The sequence below is a fragment of the Streptoverticillium reticulum genome (genome assembly GCF_047456005.1).
GTDB classification, from domain to species: domain Bacteria; phylum Actinomycetota; class Actinomycetes; order Streptomycetales; family Streptomycetaceae; genus Streptomyces; species Streptomyces reticulum.
In genome coordinates this window covers 3,888,663-3,906,052 of the sequence record NZ_CP179755.1, presented here as the reverse complement: position 1 = coordinate 3,906,052, position 17,390 = coordinate 3,888,663, and the positions used below count along the sequence as shown (strand labels likewise).

The following is a 17,390-nucleotide window of genomic DNA, read 5'->3' as shown; positions in this document are numbered from 1 at the left end:
ATGGCGGGGCACTTCACCCCTGAACAGGTGGACTTTCATCGGAATCTGGCTCAGAACCTCGCGGTCGAACTGACCCGCGGCAACCGCACCCTGGTGATGGTGATCGCCGCAGTGGCGCTCGCGGCACTGCTGGTGGCGGTGGTGCTGGTGCGGCAGGTGCTTGCCGCAGGCGAGGGCACCGACAGCATGAAGAGAATCGCCGCGGCGGTACAGGAGGGCGCCAACGCCTACCTCGCCCGGCAGTTGCGCACCCTCGGCGTCTTCGCCGTGGCAGTGTTCTTCCTGCTCATGCTGCTTCCTGCGGACAACTGGACGCAGCGCTGGGGCCGTTCGGCCTTCTTCCTGGTCGGCGCGCTGTTCTCCGCGGCCACCGGCTACATCGGCATGTGGCTGGCGGTGCGCAGCAATGTCAGGGTGGCCGCTGCCGCGCGTGAGGCGACGCCTGCCGAGGGCGAGCCCGCGCAGGACCTCACGGTGGTGTCCCACCGCGCCATGAAGATCGCGTTCCGTACGGGCGGGGTCGTCGGCATGTGCACCGTCGGCCTGGGCCTGCTGGGCGCCTCCTGCGTGGTGCTGGTGTACGCGGCCGACGCCCCCAAGGTGCTGGAGGGCTTCGGCTTCGGCGCGGCGCTGCTGGCCATGTTCATGCGCGTCGGCGGCGGCATCTTCACCAAGGCCGCGGATGTCGGGGCCGACCTCGTCGGCAAGGTCGAGCAGGGCATCCCCGAGGACGACCCGCGCAACGCCGCCACCATCGCGGACAACGTGGGCGACAACGTGGGCGACTGCGCGGGCATGGCGGCCGACCTCTTCGAGTCGTACGCCGTGACCCTGGTCGCCGCGCTCATCCTCGGCAAGGCCGCCTTCGGCAACAGCGGTCTCGCCTTCCCCCTCCTCGTCCCCGCCATCGGCGTCCTCACGGCCATGGCCGGCATCTTCGCGGTGGCCCCGCGGCGTGCCGACCGCAGCGGGATGACCGCGATCAACCGCGGCTTCTTCATTTCGGCCGTCATCTCGCTGGCCCTCGTCGCCGTGGCCGTCTACTCCTATCTCCCGTCCAGCTACGCGGACTTGGAGGGGCTGGGCGACGAGTCCATCCGCAGCCACAGCGGCGACCCGCGGGTGCTCGCGCTCGTCGCCGTGGCGATCGGCATCGTGCTCGCGGCGCTCATCCAGCAGCTCACCGGCTACTTCACCGAGACCAGCCGGCGCCCGGTCAGGGACATCGGCAGGACCTCGCTGACCGGTCCCGCCACGGTCGTCCTCGCCGGCGTCTCCGTCGGTCTGGAGTCGGCGGTCTACTCGGCCGTGCTGATCGCGCTGAGCGTGTACGGCGCGTTCCTGCTGGGCGGCACGTCGGTCATGCTGGCGCTGTTCGCCGTCGCGCTCGCCGGCACGGGACTGCTGACGACCGTCGGCGTCATCGTCGCCATGGACACCTTCGGGCCGGTCTCCGACAACGCGCAGGGCATCGCCGAGATGTCCGGCGACGTCGAGGGCGCGGGCGCGCAGGTGCTCACCGACCTCGACGCCGTCGGCAACACCACCAAGGCGATCACCAAGGGCATCGCCATCGCCACGGCGGTGCTGGCCGCTTCGGCGCTGTTCGGCTCGTACCGCGACGCGATCGCGACGGCCGTCGACGACGTGGGGGCCGACACCAGTGCGCTGGGGCTGAACCTGGACATCTCGCAGCCCAACAACCTCGTCGGGCTGGTGCTCGGCGCGGCCGTCGTCTTCCTCTTCTCCGGGCTCGCCATCAACGCCGTGTCCCGGTCGGCCGGTTCGGTGGTCTACGAGGTGCGGCGGCAGTTCCGCGAACACCCCGGGATCATGAACTTCAGCGAGAAGCCGGAGTACGGGCGGGTGGTGGACATCTGCACCAAGGACGCCCTGCGCGAACTGGCCACTCCAGGGCTGCTCGCCGTCATGGCCCCCATCGCCGTCGGCTTCTCGCTCGGGGTCGGCGCGCTCGGCGCGTACCTGGCGGGGGCGATCGGCACGGGCACCCTGATGGCGGTCTTCCTGGCCAACTCCGGCGGCGCGTGGGACAACGCCAAGAAGCTGGTCGAGGACGGCCACCACGGAGGCAAGGGCAGCGAGGCCCACGCCGCGACGGTCATCGGCGACACGGTCGGCGACCCGTTCAAGGACACCGCGGGCCCCGCGATCAACCCGCTGCTGAAGGTGATGAACCTGGTGGCGCTGCTCATCGCCCCGGCGGTGGTGAAGTTCACCTACGGGGCCGACGCCAGCAAGGGGCTGCGGGCCGGTGTCGCGGTGCTGGCCATCGTCGTCATCGTCGGTGCGGTGTACGTCTCGAAGCGGCGCGGTGTGGTCGTGGGCGACGACGGGAACGCCGAGCCGGCCAAGGCGCCCGTGGACCCGGCGGTGGTGTCCTAAGGGCGGATCAGGAACGACAGGAGTCAGCGGATACGGGCGGGCGGAGCGTCCCTGTGGCGCCCCGGCCGCCCGTCTGCACGCTCTGGGGTTGCGGTGCGGCGAACACCACGAACATCGTGGTGCAAATAGCAGCAAAACGGCGCCAACCGCATCCTCGGCTCGGAGCCCCTCCAGGCAGGACGTGTAAGTTCCGGGGCCGAGAGCCATCGAAGGGACCAATCCGGTGAACAAGAAGCTTGCGGCTGCACTGTCCGGCGGGGCGGCACTCGTGCTGGCGCTGACCGGCTGCAGCAGCGACAACGGCGGCAACGACAAGAAGCTCGACGACTGGGCGAAGGGCGCCTGCGGCCAGATGGGGCCCCAGGTGAAGAAGATCCAGGACGCCAACACCGCCATCGGCTCGGTCGCCAACGAGGACGACCCGAAGAAGATGCAGCAGACCGACTCGACGGCTTTCCAGACGAACATGGACGCGTACAAGTCGCTTGCCAACGCCGTGCAGAGCGCCGGTGCTCCGCCCGTCAAGGACGGCGAGACCAACCAGAAGAACGCGGTCAAGGCCCTCAACGACCTCTCGGGTGCCTACGCCGGGCTGAAGAAGCGCATAGACGGTCTGGACACCGGCGACAAGAGCAAGTTCTCGGAGGGCCTGAAGGACATCGCCGGCGACATCAGCAAGCTCGGCAGCAAGAGCGACGACGCGCTCAAGACCCTGCTGTCCGGCGACGTCGGCAAGGCGATGGCCAAGCAGCCGGGCTGCCAGAAGACCTCGGTCTCGCCGTCGGCGAGCAAGAAGTGAACGAGACGTAGCCGGGAAGTGGCGCTCCCCGGGCCGGGGTTGGGGCGTCCCGCCGCCACCCCGGCCCGGGTTTCGCCTTTTGTCGGTGGTGCCCGCGACAATGGGTCCGTGAGTACGCACCTGCCCACCGCCGACCGCACGCGCGCCGCCCGGCTGCGCGACGCCCTGCTGGCCGCCGACTTCACCGCCGACGGCCTCCTCGACCTGCTGGGCGCCCCCGCCTACGCCGCGCTCGCCCGCAGCGAGACCGTCCCCGCCCTGCGCGCCACCCGCGGGGACGGCCCGCTGGAGACGCTGGTCCGGCTCTTCCTCCTGCAGCGCACGGTCGCCCACGGGCGGGCCGCCGAGGCCCTCCCCGTGGACGACTGCCTCGCCGACGGCTGGCTGGTCCGCGAGGACGGCGACCTCGTGCGCGCGACGGTGGACGTGCGCCCGTACGGCGGCCCCGAGGGGCAGGATTGGTGGATCGTCTCCGACCTCGGCTGCGCGGTCGGCGGTGCGGGCGGCATCGCCGGAGGCACCGGGGGCCCGGAGGGCGTGGAGCGCTCCGAGCTCGTCCTCGGGGTCGGCGGCGCGTCCACCACGCTCGCCGGCATCACGGTGCGCACGCCCGTCGCGAGCGCCCTCGACCTCGGCACGGGCTCCGGCATCCAGGCGCTGCACGCCTCCCAGCACGCCACCCGGGTCACCGCCACCGACCTCAACCCCCGTGCCCTGCACATCGCGCGGCTCACGCTGGCGCTGTCCGGCGCGCCCGAGGCGGACCTGCGCCAGGGGTCCCTCTTCGAGCCGGTCGCCGGCGAGACGTTCGACCTGATCGTCTCCAACCCGCCGTTCGTCATCTCCCCCGGCGCCCGCCTCACCTACCGCGACGGCGGCATGGGCGGGGACGACCTGTGCCGCACCCTCGTCCAGCACGCCGCCGACCGGCTCAACGACGGCGGTCACTGCCAGCTGCTCGCCAACTGGCAGCACGTGGAGGGCGAGGACTGGCGCGAGCGGCTGGCGTCCTGGGTGCCGCGCGGCTGCGACGCCTGGATCGTCCAGCGCGAGGTGCAGGACGTCGCGCAGTACGCCGAGCTGTGGCTGCGGGACGCCGGTGACCACCGCACCGCGCCGCAGGAGTACGCGGCCCGCTACGACGCCTGGCTGGAGGAGTTCGAGGCCCGGAAGACCAAGGGCGTCGGATTTGGCTGGATCACGTTGCGCAAAACGGGTGCCGAGCAGCCGTCCGTGATCGCCGAGGAGTGGCCGCACCCCGTCGAGCAGCCTCTGGGCGACACCGTGCGGGCGCATTTCGAGCGCCAGGACTTCCTGCGCTCGCACGACGACGCGGCCCTGCTCGCCACCCGCTTCCGGCTGGCCCCGGAGGTCGTGCAGGAGCAGGTCGGGCTGCCGGGCGCGGAGGACCCCGAGCACGTGGTGCTCCGCCAGAACCGCGGTATGCGGCGGGCCACCAAGGTGGACACGGTCGGCGCGGGCTTCGCCGGCGTGTGCGACGGATCGCTCGGCGCCGGCCGCATCCTCGACGCCATCGCCCAGCTGCTCGGGGAGGACCCGGTGCAGCTGCGGGACCGTACGCCGGATTCGATCCGGCTGCTCGTCGAGCAGGGATTCCTGACGCCGCTGGAGGGCTGAGGCGAGGAGCGGCGGGAGGGGCGCCGACTCACGGGGCAAGGGGATGGAGGGGTCGCGTTCACGTCATGTTTGCGTGTCCGGCGTGTGACGGGTCCGGGAGGCTGTCGGTGCGGCCGGGGGCGCGCGGCCGCCTGCGGGCACCTGCCGGGGCCGGCGCGAGCCCCCGGGCGGGGACACCGGCCTCTGCCGCGAAACGCCACACGCACCCCACCTGGCACTGTCGCGGCACCCCTTCCCACCAGCCACGACGTGGCCGCGACGGGACCGTCACACCGGTCGTGTGACGGTCCGGGCGGCAGACAGGACGCTTGTCGGGTTACCGTTCGAGTGGCGTTGCGGGCTTTTTCCGTTTGACACGGGGGCGGGATGTACCGTCACACTCCGCAGCGTCACCGCAACGCCCATACCGAGTGTCGACCGGAAGAAGAGCGAAGTTGTCCCCGACCAGCGAGACCGCACAGGGCGGCCGCCGACTCGTCATCGTCGAGTCGCCTGCCAAGGCGAAGACGATCAAGGGCTACCTCGGCCCCGGATACGTCGTCGAGGCGAGCGTCGGGCACATCCGTGACCTGCCGAACGGGGCCGCCGAGGTTCCGGCGAAGTACAAGGGTGAGCCCTGGGCCCGCCTGGGCGTGAACGTCGACGCCGACTTCCAGCCCATCTACGTCGTCAACACGGACAAGAAGGACCAGGTCAAGAAGCTCAAGGACCTGCTGTCCGAGTCCGACGAGCTCTTCCTCGCCACCGATGAGGACCGCGAGGGCGAGGCCATCGCCTGGCACCTCCAGGAGGTGCTCAAGCCCAAGGTCCCGGTCCGCCGGATGGTCTTCCACGAGATCACCAAGGACGCGATCCAGGCCGCCGTCGCCAACCCGCGCGAGCTCAACAAGAAGCTGGTCGACGCCCAGGAGACCCGCCGCATCCTCGACCGCCTCTACGGCTACGAGGTCTCGCCGGTCCTGTGGAAGAAGGTCATGCCGCGGCTGTCGGCCGGCCGTGTGCAGTCCGTCGCCACCCGCCTCGTCGTCGAGCGCGAGCGCGAGCGCATCGCCTTCCGCTCCGCCGAGTACTGGGACCTCACCGGCACCTTTGCCACCGGCCGCGGCGGCGACGTCAGCGACCCGGGCACCTTCGCCGCCCGGCTGAGCGCGGTCGACGGCCGGCGCGTGGCCCAGGGCCGCGACTTCGGGTCGAACGGGCAGCTCAAGGATTCCGCGCAGGTCCTGCACCTGGACGAGGCCAACGCCCGCGCGCTGGCCGCCGCCCTCGCGGACACGTCCTTCGCGGTGCGCTCGGTCGAGTCCAAGCCGTACCGCCGCTCCCCGTACGCCCCGTTCCGCACCACCACGCTGCAGCAGGAGGCCTCGCGCAAGCTGGGCTTCGGTGCCAAGGCGACGATGCAGGTGGCCCAGAAGCTGTACGAGAACGGCTTCATCACCTATATGCGTACGGACTCCACGACGCTCTCCGACACGGCGGTCACCGCCGCCCGGACGCAGGTCACCCAGCTCTACGGCGCCGACTACCTGCCGGAGAAGCCGCGGACCTACGCGGGCAAGGTCAAGAACGCCCAGGAGGCGCACGAGGCCATCCGTCCTTCGGGTGATCGTTTCCGCACTCCCGCGGAGACCGGGCTGACCGGCGACCAGTTCCGGCTCTACGAGCTGATCTGGAAGCGGACCGTTGCCTCCCAGATGAAGGACGCGACCGGCAACTCCGTCACCGTCAAGATCGCCGGCCGCTCGGCCGACGGCCGGGACGCCGAGTTCAGCGCGTCCGGCAAGACCATCACCTTCCACGGCTTCATGAAGGCCTACGTGGAGGGCGCCGACGACCCGAACGCCGAGCTGGACGACCGCGAGCGCCGCCTGCCGCAGGTCACCGAGGGCGACGCGCTGACGGCCGAGGAGATCGCCGCCGACGGCCACGCCACCAAGCCCCCGGCCCGTTACACCGAGGCCTCGCTGGTCAAGGAGCTGGAGGAGCGGGAGATCGGCCGCCCGTCGACGTACGCGTCGATCATCGGCACCATTCTCGACCGCGGCTACGTCTTCAAGAAGGGCACCGCGCTCGTCCCGTCCTTCCTCTCCTTCGCCGTCGTCAACCTGCTGGAGAAGCACTTCGGCCGGCTCGTCGACTACGACTTCACCGCCTCCATGGAGGAGGACCTCGACCGCATCGCCCGCGGCGAGGCCCAGGCCGTGCCGTGGCTGCGCCGCTTCTACTTCGGCGAGGGCCCCGAGGGCGGCGCCGCCGACGCCGGCAACGGCGACGGCGACCACCTCGGCGGGCTGAAGGAGCTGGTCACCGACCTGGGCGCGATCGACGCCCGCGAGGTGTCCTCGTTCCCCGTCGGCAGCGGCATCGTGCTGCGCGTCGGCCGCTACGGCCCGTACGTGGAGCGTGGTGAGAAGGACTCCGAGGGCCACCAGCGGGCGGACGTGCCCGGCGACCTGGCGCCCGACGAGCTCACCGTCGAGTACGCGGAGGAGCTGCTCGCCAAGCCGAGCGGCGACTTCGAGCTGGGCAAGGACCCGGAGTCGGGCCACCAGATCGTCGCCAAGGACGGCCGCTACGGCCCGTACGTCACCGAGATCCTCCCCGAGGGCACCCCGAAGACCGGCAAGAACGCGGTCAAGCCGCGTACCGCGTCGCTCTTCAAGTCGATGTCCCTCGACACGGTGACGCTTGAGGACGCGCTGCGCCTGATGTCCCTCCCGCGGGTGGTCGGCGCCGACGCCGAGGGCGTGGAGATCACCGCGCAGAACGGCCGCTACGGCCCGTACCTGAAGAAGGGCACGGACTCGCGGTCGCTGGAGACCGAGGACCAGCTCTTCAGCATCACGCTGGAGGAGGCCCTGGCGATCTACGCGCAGCCCAAGCAGCGCGGGCGGGCCGCGGCCAAGCCGCCGCTGAAGGAGCTGGGCACCGACCCGGTCAGCGAGCGTCCCGTGGTGGTCAAGGACGGCCGCTTCGGCCCGTACGTGACCGACGGCGAGACGAACGCGACCCTGCGGCGCGACGACGACGTGGAGACGATCACGCCGGAGCGCGGTTACGAGCTGCTGGCCGAGAAGCGCGCCAAGGGCCCGGCCAAGAAGACCGCCAAGAAGGCGGCCGCGAAGAAGACCACCACGGCCAAGAAGGCCCCGGCGAAGAAGACCGCGGCCAAGAAGACGGCCGCGAAGAAGACGACGGCCAAGACGGCTGCCGCCAAGAAGACGGCGGCGAAGAAGACCACGGCCGCCGCGAAGAAGGCGGCGGCGGAGCCGGCGCCTGCGTCGGCTTCCGCGGAGTAGTCCGGGGTCCGGGCGAGGTGAGGGCGGTGACCGGTGGACCGGTCGCCGCCCTCACGCGTAGGACAGTTCGTAAGACGTCCCGTGTGACGTCCTGTGTGATGTTCGCTCAGACGTTCGTTCGTGGACGGCGGCGATTCGGGCACTCCGGATAGGCTGGCAGGATGACGCGAGCCGAGCAGCCAACAGAGGTCAACCCCGCATCACGGGCGCTGGCCGAGGACTCCCGCGAGCGTGCCCTGCGATCCCTGCTGCGCATTCCCGCACTCAGGAAGCTGTGGTCCGCCCAGTCCGCAGGCAGCACCGGAGACGCCCTTGCCGTCCTGGTGCTCATGCTGCTGTCGCTGCAGGCGGCCGTCGAGACGGACGCGCTGGGCGGCGGCTACCGCGGTGCCGCACTCGCCCTCGCCGCCGTCGTCGGCGCGCGACTGCTCGCGACGCTGCTCTCCGGCGCCGTCCTGCTCGGACCGCTGTCCTCGCTCCTGGCACCGGACGGTCCGCTCGACCGCCGCTGGACCATGATCGGCGCGGACGGGCTGCGGTTCGCGCTGCTCGCCGTCGCGCCCACCTGGATCGACTGGGCCGGCGACCGGGCGCTCGCCTGGCTGCTGGCCACCGCCTTCGTGATCGGCATCGCCGAGCGGGTGTGGACCGTCGCCAAGGACGGCGCGGCCCCCGTGCTGCTGCCCATGCCGCCGCCGGAGGGCGCGGCCGTCCGCCCGCTGCCGGACCACCTCGACGCGCTGCGCCGCCTGTCGCTCCGCACGACCTTCCTCGCGCTGCCCGCCGCCGCGACCGCGCTCGTCGTCGTCACCCTCTTCGAGAACCTGCTCGGCTCCGGCATCGACTGGTTCCACGTGCACCAGCCGGCCCTCGCCTGCTACCTCGCGGCCGGGCTCTTCGGGGCCTCCGCGGGCGTCCTCTACTTCCTCGAACTGCCCACCGCGCAGGGCGTCCGCGCGCACTCCCCGCTGGAGGGGCTGCGCCGGCCCCGGAGGGGCCCCGGCCAGAACGCCGACACGGGCCGCACCGGAGCGGTGCCCGTGCTCGTGCTGGCCTGCGCGGCCATCGCGGGCGCGGTGGCCGCGGCCGTCGGCGTCGCCGCACTCCAGGCGGCCGACCTCGGCGGCGGCCCGGTGGGCTTCGGGCTGCTCGTCCTCGCGCTGAGCGGCGGGCCCGTCCTCGGGATCCGCTCCGCACGGCGCATCCTGCCCGGCTTCTCCCGGCGCAGGCTGCTGGTGCTCGCGCTGGCCCTGATGGGCGTGGCGCTGCTGGCGGCCGGCCTGGTGCCGGACCCGACGACCGTGCTGCTGCTCCTGCTGTTCGCGGGGTTCTGCGCGGGCATCGTCGCGAACACCGGGCACGCCCAGCTCGACCAGGAGACCGAGGAGGACCGCAGGGCCCGGACGACCGAGCACCTGCACGCGGTCGTCCGCGTCGCCGTCGCCGTGGGCGCCGTCGCGGCGCCGCTGCTGGCCGCCGTCATCGGGCCGCACCGCATCGAGCGCGGCAGCTTCGTCTTCGCACACGGCGGCGCGGCGTTCACGCTGATGCTCGTGGGCGCCCTGCTGCTGCCGGTCGCCGCCGTCGTCCTCGGCAAGACCGACGACCGGCACGGCGTACCGTTCCGGCGCGACCTGATGGAGGTGCTGCGGGGCGGCGACCCCGAGCAGGCTCCGGCGAGCACCGGCTTCTTCATCGCCTTCGAGGGCGGTGACGGCGCCGGCAAGTCCACCCAGGTCCAGGCCATCGCCGACTGGATCCGCGCCAAGGGCCACGAGGTCGTCGTCACGCGCGAGCCGGGTGCGACGGCCGTCGGCAAGCGGCTGCGGGCGATCCTGCTCGACGTCGCGTCGGCCGGTCTGTCCGACCGGGCCGAGGCCCTGCTGTACGCGGCCGACCGCGCCGAGCACGTCGCCTCCGTCGTCCGTCCGGCGCTGGAGCGCGGCGCGGTCGTCATCTCCGACCGCTACATCGACTCGTCGGTGGCGTACCAGGGCGCCGGGCGCGACCTCGCGCCCACCGAGATCGCCCGGATCTCGCGCTGGGCCACGGACGGCCTCGTCCCGCACCTGACGGTGCTGCTCGACGTCTCGCCCGAGACCGCGCGCGAACGTTTCACCGAGGCGCCCGACCGGCTGGAGTCCGAGCCGGCGGAGTTCCACCGGCGCGTCCGGACCGGGTTCCTGACCCTGGCCGCCGCCGACCCCGCGCGCTACCTCGTCGTGGACGCCGGCCAGGAGCCGGAGTCCGTCACCACGGTCGTGCGGCACCGGCTCGACCGGCTGCTCCCGCTCTCCGAGGCCGAGGTCAAGGCCCAGGAGGAGGCGCGGAAGGCGGCCGAGGAAGAGGCGCGGCGCAAGGCCGAGGAGGAGGCCCGGCGCAAGGCGGAGGAAGCCGCCCGCAAGGCCGAGGAGGAGCGCCTGGAGCGCGAGCGCCAGGAGCAGCTCGCGAAGCAGCGCGCCGAGGCGGAGGAGCGGCTGCGCCGCGAGCGCGAGGAGGCGGAGCGGCGCGAGGCCGAGCGCCTGGCCGCGGAGGCCGCCCGCAAGGCGGAGGAGGAGCGCAAGCGCCGAGAGGCGGAGGAGCGCGCCCACGCCGCGGAGCAGGAGCGCCTGCGCAGGCAGGCGGCGGAGGAGGCCAGGCTGCGCGCCGAGGCCGAGGAGCGCCGTCTGGAGAAGCAGCGCAGGGCCGAGGAGGCGCTGCTGCGCGCGGAGCGCGCGCGGCTGGCGGAGGAGGCCGGGGCGGTCGCGGACACGGACGCGCCCGTGGGCGATGCACCGACCGTCGAGACGCCTGCGCCTGCGCCTACGTCGGCGCCTGGTGCGAGTGAGACGCAGGATTCGGACGAGACGCGGCAGCTGCGCGTGCCGTCCGGGGACGCGGTGACGGTGGAGACACCGGCGCCGGGCGATGCCGTCGACGCGCCCACCGTGGAGACCCGGACCGCTGCTCCCGACGCGGAGGAGACGCGGGTGCTCCCCACGACGCTCCCCACGACGGGCGACGCGCCGACCGTCGAGACGCCCGCCCCTTCGTCCGGGCCGCGAGACGCCGAGCCCGTCCAGGCGCCCGTCGTGCACAAGCACGACCCGCACACCGCGCTCTCCGCCGCCGAGGACGAGACCGCCGTCCTGCCGCCGGTGCCCCCCGTGGTGGCCCCGCCGGTGCAGCAGCAGCGCGTCACCTGGGGAACGCAGCAGACGCCCGGGACTCCTGCCGAGGCGCCCGCGCCCCGGAAGATGCCCGAGCGGCCGGAGGACCCGGCCGACCGCGTGCCCTCCTGGCTGTTCCGGCCGGAGGACGAGGAGCGGCGCGAGCCCGCCGCCCCGGCCGCGGACCCGGACAGCGAGCGCACGCGCGAGCTGCCGCCGGTCGACGCCGACGGGCAGCAGTCCGGCCGCCCGTCGCGCCGCAGGCCGGAGTGGGCGGACGGCCGTTCCCTCGCGGACGACCTGCTCGGCCCGCGGGACGAGAAGAGGGACGGGAAGCGGGACGAGAAGGACGACGGCGGGCGCCGCCACGGCCGTCGCTGACGCTCCGTGACGGCCGGCGACCCCGCGTTGTCAGTGCCGTGTCCCACAATGGGAAGCCGCAGGACGACAGCGCGGAGGAAGCCATGGCGGTGTGGGACGACCTGGTCGGCCAGGACCGGGTGACGGAGCAGCTCGCCGCTGCCGCGCGCGATGCGGACGCGCTGGTCACGGCGGTGGAGGGGGCGCCCTCTCCGGCCGCCTCGAAGATGACGCACGCGTGGCTGTTCACGGGCCCGCCCGGTTCCGGGCGGGCCACCGCCGCCCGCGCGTTCGCGGCCGCGCTGCAGTGCGTCAGCCCGGACCGTGCGCTGGGCGGCGCGCCGGGCTGCGGCTTCTGCGAGGGCTGCCACACCACCCTCGTGGGGACGCACGCCGATGTCGAGATCGTCCGTACGGACCTGCTGTCCATCGGTGTGAAGGAGACGCGTGACCTCGTGCGCCGCGCCCAGCTGTCGCCCGCCGGCGGCCGCTGGCAGGTGATCGTGCTGGAGGACGCCGACCGGCTCACCGAGGGCGCGGGCAACGTCCTGCTGAAGGCCGTGGAGGAGCCCGCCCCGCGGACGGTCTGGCTGCTCTGCGCGCCGTCCCTGGAGGACGTGCTGCCGACGATCCGCTCCCGCTGCCGTTCCCTCACGCTGCGCACGCCGCCCGTGGCGGCGGTCGCCGACCTCCTGGCCCGCCGTGACGGCATCGACCCCGCGCTCGCCGCCCAGGCGGCCCGCGCCACGCAGGGGCACATCGGCCGGGCCCGCCGCCTGGCCACCGACGAGCGCGCCCGCGCCCGCCGCGAGGCCGTGCTCCGGCTGCCGCTCCGCGTCGACGACATGGGCGGCTGCCTCAAGGCGGCGCAGGAGCTGATCGACGCGGCGGCCGAGGACGCCAAGCAGGTGGCCGAGGAGGTCGACACGAAGGAGACCGAGGAGCTGCGTGCCGCGCTCGGTGCCGCGGCCGGCACCGGCGGCCGTCTCCCGCGCGGCACCGCGGGCGCGATGAAGGAGCTGCAGGACCGTCAGAAGCGCCGCGCGACGCGCACCCAGCGCGACAGCCTGGACCTCGCCCTCACCGACCTGACCGGGTTCTACCGCGACGTCCTTGCGATACAGCTGGGTTCGCGGACGGAGCTCGCCAACGCCGAGGCGCGCGATTCCCTGGAGCGGATCGCCCGCGCCTCGGGCCCGGAGGGGACGTTGCGCCGCATCGAGGCGATCCTGGACTGCCGCCGCGCGCTCGACCGGAACGTGGCCCCGCTGCTGGCGGTCGAGGCGATGACGGTGGCGCTGCGGGCCGGCTGACCCCGGTGCCCGAGGGGCGGGTGAGTAGTACGAGGAGGAGTGGGCACACCGCAGGTTGGGTGATTCCTCACTCGTACGAGGCCGTGTGAGCTTCAAGGCTGGCCAAGTCCGGTATCCGTCCGGATACGCTCCGTATGCGCGCGTAGTCCTACGCATGTCCGCATGTCCTACATATGCCTTATGCCCACCTGTCTCCACACAGAGGGACCAGCCGATGGACACCAGCCGTCTCCTCCGCACCTCCGGCACCCTGATCGCGGCCGCGGCCCTGCTGCTCTCCGGCGTCGCGGCCCAGGCCACGGTGAGACCGCAGGGCGAGGGAGACGGCCGCTCCGCGGGTCTGCCGCCGGACCCCGCGGCGGGGGCGCAGCGCCCCGTCCTCTCGGGCATCCCCGCGGCCGCGCCCCTGCTGGCCCCGCTGCCCGCCCGGGTGCCCGCGGCCCTGCGGCGCTACTACGGGCAGAAGCCCTCCTGGCACGCCTGCACCGGCGCCAAGGGCGCGGGCTTCGAGTGCGCCACCCTCAAGGCCCCGCTGGACTACGGCAGGGCGCGCTCCGGCGGCGACGTCCGTCTCGCGGTCGCCCGCAAGCGGGCCACCGGGCCCGGCGAGCGCCTCGGCTCGCTGATGGTCAACCCCGGGGGTCCCGGCGGCTCGGCCGTCGGCTTCCTCCAGCAGTACGCGGGCAGCGGCTACCCCGCCGCCGTCCGCGCCCGGTACGACATCGTCGCCATGGACCCGCGCGGCGTGGCCGGCAGCGAGCCCGTCTCCTGCCTCACCGACGCGGAGATGGACGCCTACGCCCAGGTCGACCAGACCCCGGACAACGACACCGAGGTCAAGCAACTGGTCGCGTCCTACAAGAAGTTCTCCCACGGCTGCGCGGCCCGCTCGGCCCGGATCCTCCCGCACGTCTCGACCATCGACGCCGCCCGCGACATGGACATCTTCCGCGCCGCCCTCGGCGACGAGAAGGTGCACTACATCGGCGCCTCCTACGGCACCTTCCTCGGCGCCACCTACGCCGGGCTCTACCCGTCCCGCGTCGGCCGGCTCGTGCTCGACGGGGCGCTCGACCCCTCCCTCGACGCCGAGCAGGTCAACCGCGACCAGACGACCGGCTTCCAGACCGCCTTCGCCTCCTTCGCGAAGGACTGCTCGGCCCACGAGGAGTGCCCGCTCGGCTCCGACAACGTCACCGACGCGGGGAACACCCTCAAACGCTTCTTCCGTGACCTCGATCACCACCCCCTCGCCACCGGCACCTCCCGGCAGCTCACCGAGAGCCTCGCCACCACCGGCGTGATCGCCGCCATGTACGACGAGGCCGCCTGGCCGGTGCTGCGCAAGGCCCTGAGGGACGCCCAGACCGGCGACGGGGCCCTGCTGCTCAAGCTCTCGGACATCTACTACGAGCGCGACCAGCACGGCCACTACGCCAACCTCATGGCGGCCAACTCGGCCGTGAACTGCCTCGACCTGCCCCCGGCCTACCGCAGCCCCTCGGCCGTCCGCCGCGCCCTCCCGGAGTTCGAGAAGGCCTCCCCGGCCTTCGGCGAGAGCTTCGCCTGGGGCTCCCTGAGCTGCGCCTACTGGCCCGTCCACTCGACCGGCACCCCCCACCGCATCCCGGCCCGGGGCGCCGCCCCCATCCTCGTCATCGGCACCACCCGCGACCCGGCCACCCCCTACCCCTGGGCCCGCTCCCTGGCGTCCCAGCTGTCCTCGGGCCGCCTGCTGACCTACGACGGCGACGGCCACACCGCGTACACCCGCGGCAGCACCTGCATCGACACCGCGGTGAACGACTACCTCCTCACCACCACCCCGCCCCCCGCCTCCCGGCGCTGCTCCTGACCGGCCGGAACCCCCTCCGCAGCACCGTGTACGGAGCACCCCCGGAGACTGTGTAGACTTGGGCGCGTTGCTGATGACGACCTCTGGTTGCGTCAGCTTGCCGCCTTAGCTCAGTTGGCCAGAGCAACGCACTCGTAATGCGTAGGTCTCGGGTTCGAATCCCGAAGGCGGCTCAGTGAAAGCCCAGGTCAGTTAGCCCCTGACCTGGGCTTTTTCCTTGCTTGGAGCCGACGGCCCCGGGAGCGCGACGATCTCCGCGTGAGCGTGTGAGCCCGAGGTGAGCCCGGCGGTGCGAGCAGCCTTCGAAGTCGTGGCCCGGGGGACCATGCGGGCAGTGGCCTCCGCTGCCTCGGCGCCGACCTTCGGCAGGACCGACTGGTAGATGTCCCGCGTGATCCGGGAGTCGCCATGCCCCAGCGTCTCGGACACGATCTTGACGTCGACGCCTGCGGCGAGCATGAGAGTTGCAGCGAGATGGCGCAGATCGTGCAGTCGGATCGGCGGCAGGCCGCTCGCCTCAACGAGCCGCTCGAAGTAGTCGGTCAGCCAGCCCGGATGGAGCCATTCGCCGTTTTCCTGGGTGAAGATGCGGCCGGTATCCTGCCATGCCTCCCCCCAACTGAGCCGGTCTGCGGCCTGCTTCGCGAGGTGTGCGCGTAGCGTGTCGACCGTCTCTTCATCGAGATGGACCACCCGCGCGCCGCTGTCGGTCTTCGGGTCGCTTTCCACAACCTCCCAACCGTCTTGCACCAGCTGTGTGGCGACGGTGAGTGTCAGCGCCTGAACGTTCAGATCCTGCTTGCGGACTCCGCACGCCTCACCCCGGCGTAGGCCGCGGAAGGTGATCAGGCGGAACAGGGCGAACAGCCGGTCCTCGGCGATGAAGTCGAGGAATTGCCCTGCCTGTTCCGGGGTCCACACCATGACCGGGGAGGGCTTCTCACCTGTCCTGATCCACTCTTCGACGCGTTCCTCGGTCCAGACGAGGGCCTTGGGCCTCTTTGCCGCCACCAACTCGACGTGCTGGGCAGGGTTGAAGGTGATGTAGCCCTGGGCGATGGCGTCGTTCAGGGCGGCGCGCAGTGTTGCCCGGATGTGGCTCTGCGTCGAGGGCCCGGTGATCCGCCGGAACGGGGGCATCGCCGCGATGGTCTCCTTCAGCGCCTTGCGCCGGGCGCGGTACTCCGTGCCCTTCCACGGGACCGTGGCCAACTCGTCAATCGCCGCACGGCGCATGATGTTCGCGTCGTTGATCTCGATGTTCGTCTCGGCTATGCCCGCGAACATCTCGTCGAGGTGTTGCACCCGCAGCCGGTCGAGGCGGATGCGCCCGATGCGTGGTTCGAGGTGCACGCGGATGTCGGTCTCGTACCGGTCCTTGCCGCTCTTGCGCAGCCGCTTCTTGCCGGCCAGCCAGAGTTCGAGCCACTCGCCGACCGTGGTGTGCACGGTAAGGGACTGTCCGGTACCGAACTTCCGCTTCGTCTCCTCGTAGTCCGGTATTGGCTCCTTGCCGGAGGCAACGGCTTCGAGGAGGTCCCCGATGCGCACGCGGCCCTCTGCGTCGTCGTTGCCGGGGATCTTGAGCAGCGTGCGGATCCGGTCCAGGTCGTTCTGGGCGTCGTTCTTGGATGTGTAGCCGGAACGGCGGAAGGTTCGCCGCGTCCCGTCCTCGCGGAGCGGCAGCTCCTGCCGGACGTTCCACAGGCCGTGCCGCTTCTGTGTGAGCTTGGGGCACGACTGGCCGTACTGCTTGCCCGTTTCCGGGTTGCGGCAGGCGCACCGTTTGAAGGTTGAGCCGGTCAATCCCTGTCCTCCTTCTTGTCCTTCGTGTTGAAGACCTGCACAGCCTGCGGGCGCTTGAGCATGCCGAACTGCCGCATGTCATCGACCCACCTGGCGTCGCAGGCCGGGATGTTCAGCCCGAGATCGGCCATCTCGTTGAGCACGGCAGCGAACTCCTGGAGCCGGTCGAGGTAGGCCCCGCGCGCCTTGCGGGTCGCATCGGCATCCTCGCCGTGACGCGCCTGGGCGAAGTGGAGCTGACCGCTCGCATGCCTCAGCGCCGCCTGGGCTGCCTGGAGACTGCGGTACACCTCGGTAGGCACAGCCACCTGCCGCCAGACCCCCGTGCGGTTCGGCCCTTCCTCACCGCCGATACCCGAGTTGTCGACGACCGTCCGCCCTTGTTCGTCGCGGAAGGCCGGAGGCTCCTCGCCGGTAACCCACTGCCATGCGTAGTGCGGGTGCAGGCCGCCCCACTTGGCCGGCGACGGGACTCTGTCCAAGCTGCCGAGCGGCAGCATCAGGAGCAGTGGGGGAACGCCGAGCGCGTACGCGAAGGTCATCAGCTCGTCGACGGTGACCTCGCGGCGGCGCTTGCCGTCCTTGTCCCGGCGGCCGGTCTCGATGTTCGTGATGGCCGCATACGTCAGCTCGGGAGCGCCGATCCGCTCGCACTCCTTCGCGAGCTGCTCGCGGTTGAGCCCGAGGCGCGTCCGGTGTGCCCGGATCTGCTCGGCGACCAGGTCGCTCAAGATCTCGTGACTGTGCATATCGACAACCTAGCATGCC

9 protein-coding genes and 1 tRNA gene are annotated in these 17,390 nt (G+C 72.1%); 8 read left to right on the top strand and 2 right to left on the bottom strand.

The window, feature by feature from the left end:
* From ACMATS_RS17655 to ACMATS_RS17620, 8 genes are all read left to right on the top strand, one after another.
* Positions 1–2,403 carry a sodium-translocating pyrophosphatase gene (locus ACMATS_RS17655; RefSeq protein WP_390776961.1) on the top strand — a complete coding sequence of 801 codons (2,403 nt, stop codon included), beginning with the start codon at positions 1–3 and terminating at the stop codon, positions 2,401–2,403.
* A gap of 223 nt (positions 2,404–2,626) precedes the next feature.
* A complete protein-coding gene (locus tag ACMATS_RS17650) occupies positions 2,627–3,202 on the top strand; it encodes a small secreted protein (protein WP_390776960.1) in 576 nt (191 codons plus the stop codon).
* Between the two features lie 108 nt (positions 3,203–3,310).
* Positions 3,311–4,840, top strand: coding sequence for a methyltransferase (locus ACMATS_RS17645; RefSeq protein ID WP_414168417.1), 1,530 nt, complete (start codon positions 3,311–3,313; stop codon positions 4,838–4,840).
* Positions 4,841–5,274: 434 nt separating this feature from the next.
* The gene (topA, locus tag ACMATS_RS17640; RefSeq protein WP_390776958.1) at positions 5,275–8,139 is read left to right on the top strand and encodes a type I DNA topoisomerase; all 2,865 of its coding nucleotides are present in this window, start codon (positions 5,275–5,277) and stop codon (positions 8,137–8,139) included.
* A gap of 161 nt (positions 8,140–8,300) precedes the next feature.
* Positions 8,301–11,669 (top strand): dTMP kinase, encoded by a 3,369-nt coding sequence (tmk, locus tag ACMATS_RS17635; protein WP_414168416.1) that lies wholly within the window; start codon positions 8,301–8,303, stop codon positions 11,667–11,669.
* An 83-nt stretch (positions 11,670–11,752) separates the two neighbouring features.
* The gene (locus tag ACMATS_RS17630) at positions 11,753–12,961 is read left to right on the top strand and encodes a DNA polymerase III subunit delta' (protein ID WP_414170743.1); all 1,209 of its coding nucleotides are present in this window, start codon (positions 11,753–11,755) and stop codon (positions 12,959–12,961) included.
* 214 nt (positions 12,962–13,175) lie between these two features.
* Positions 13,176–14,816: an alpha/beta hydrolase gene (locus tag ACMATS_RS17625; protein ID WP_414168415.1), complete on the top strand. Its 1,641-nt coding sequence runs from the start codon at positions 13,176–13,178 to the stop codon at positions 14,814–14,816.
* Between the two features lie 99 nt (positions 14,817–14,915).
* Positions 14,916–14,989, top strand: a tRNA-Thr gene (locus tag ACMATS_RS17620).
* 19 nt (positions 14,990–15,008) lie between these two features.
* Here the strand turns inward: ACMATS_RS17620 and ACMATS_RS17615 are convergent.
* Together ACMATS_RS17615 and ACMATS_RS17610 are read right to left on the bottom strand one after the other, a co-directional pair.
* Positions 15,009–16,622 (bottom strand): tyrosine-type recombinase/integrase, encoded by a 1,614-nt coding sequence (locus ACMATS_RS17615; protein ID WP_414168414.1) that lies wholly within the window; start codon positions 16,620–16,622, stop codon positions 15,009–15,011.
* Positions 16,619–17,371: a hypothetical protein gene (locus tag ACMATS_RS17610; RefSeq protein WP_414168413.1), complete on the bottom strand. Its 753-nt coding sequence runs from the start codon at positions 17,369–17,371 to the stop codon at positions 16,619–16,621. Before ACMATS_RS17610 ends, ACMATS_RS17615 begins: the two co-directional genes overlap by 4 nt.
* Positions 17,372–17,390 lie beyond the last annotated feature (19 nt).

Coding starts and splice junctions, on each gene's coding strand:
- ACMATS_RS17655 (WP_390776961.1), top strand. CDS start 1: ATGGCGGGGCACTTCACCCCTGAACAGGTGGACTTTCATCGGAATCTG.
- tmk (WP_414168416.1), top strand. CDS start 8,301: ATGACGCGAGCCGAGCAGCCAACAGAGGTCAACCCCGCATCACGGGCG.
- ACMATS_RS17630 (WP_414170743.1), top strand. CDS start 11,753: ATGGCGGTGTGGGACGACCTGGTCGGCCAGGACCGGGTGACGGAGCAG.
- ACMATS_RS17625 (WP_414168415.1), top strand. CDS start 13,176: ATGGACACCAGCCGTCTCCTCCGCACCTCCGGCACCCTGATCGCGGCC.
- ACMATS_RS17610 (WP_414168413.1), bottom strand. CDS start 17,371: ATGCACAGTCACGAGATCTTGAGCGACCTGGTCGCCGAGCAGATCCGG.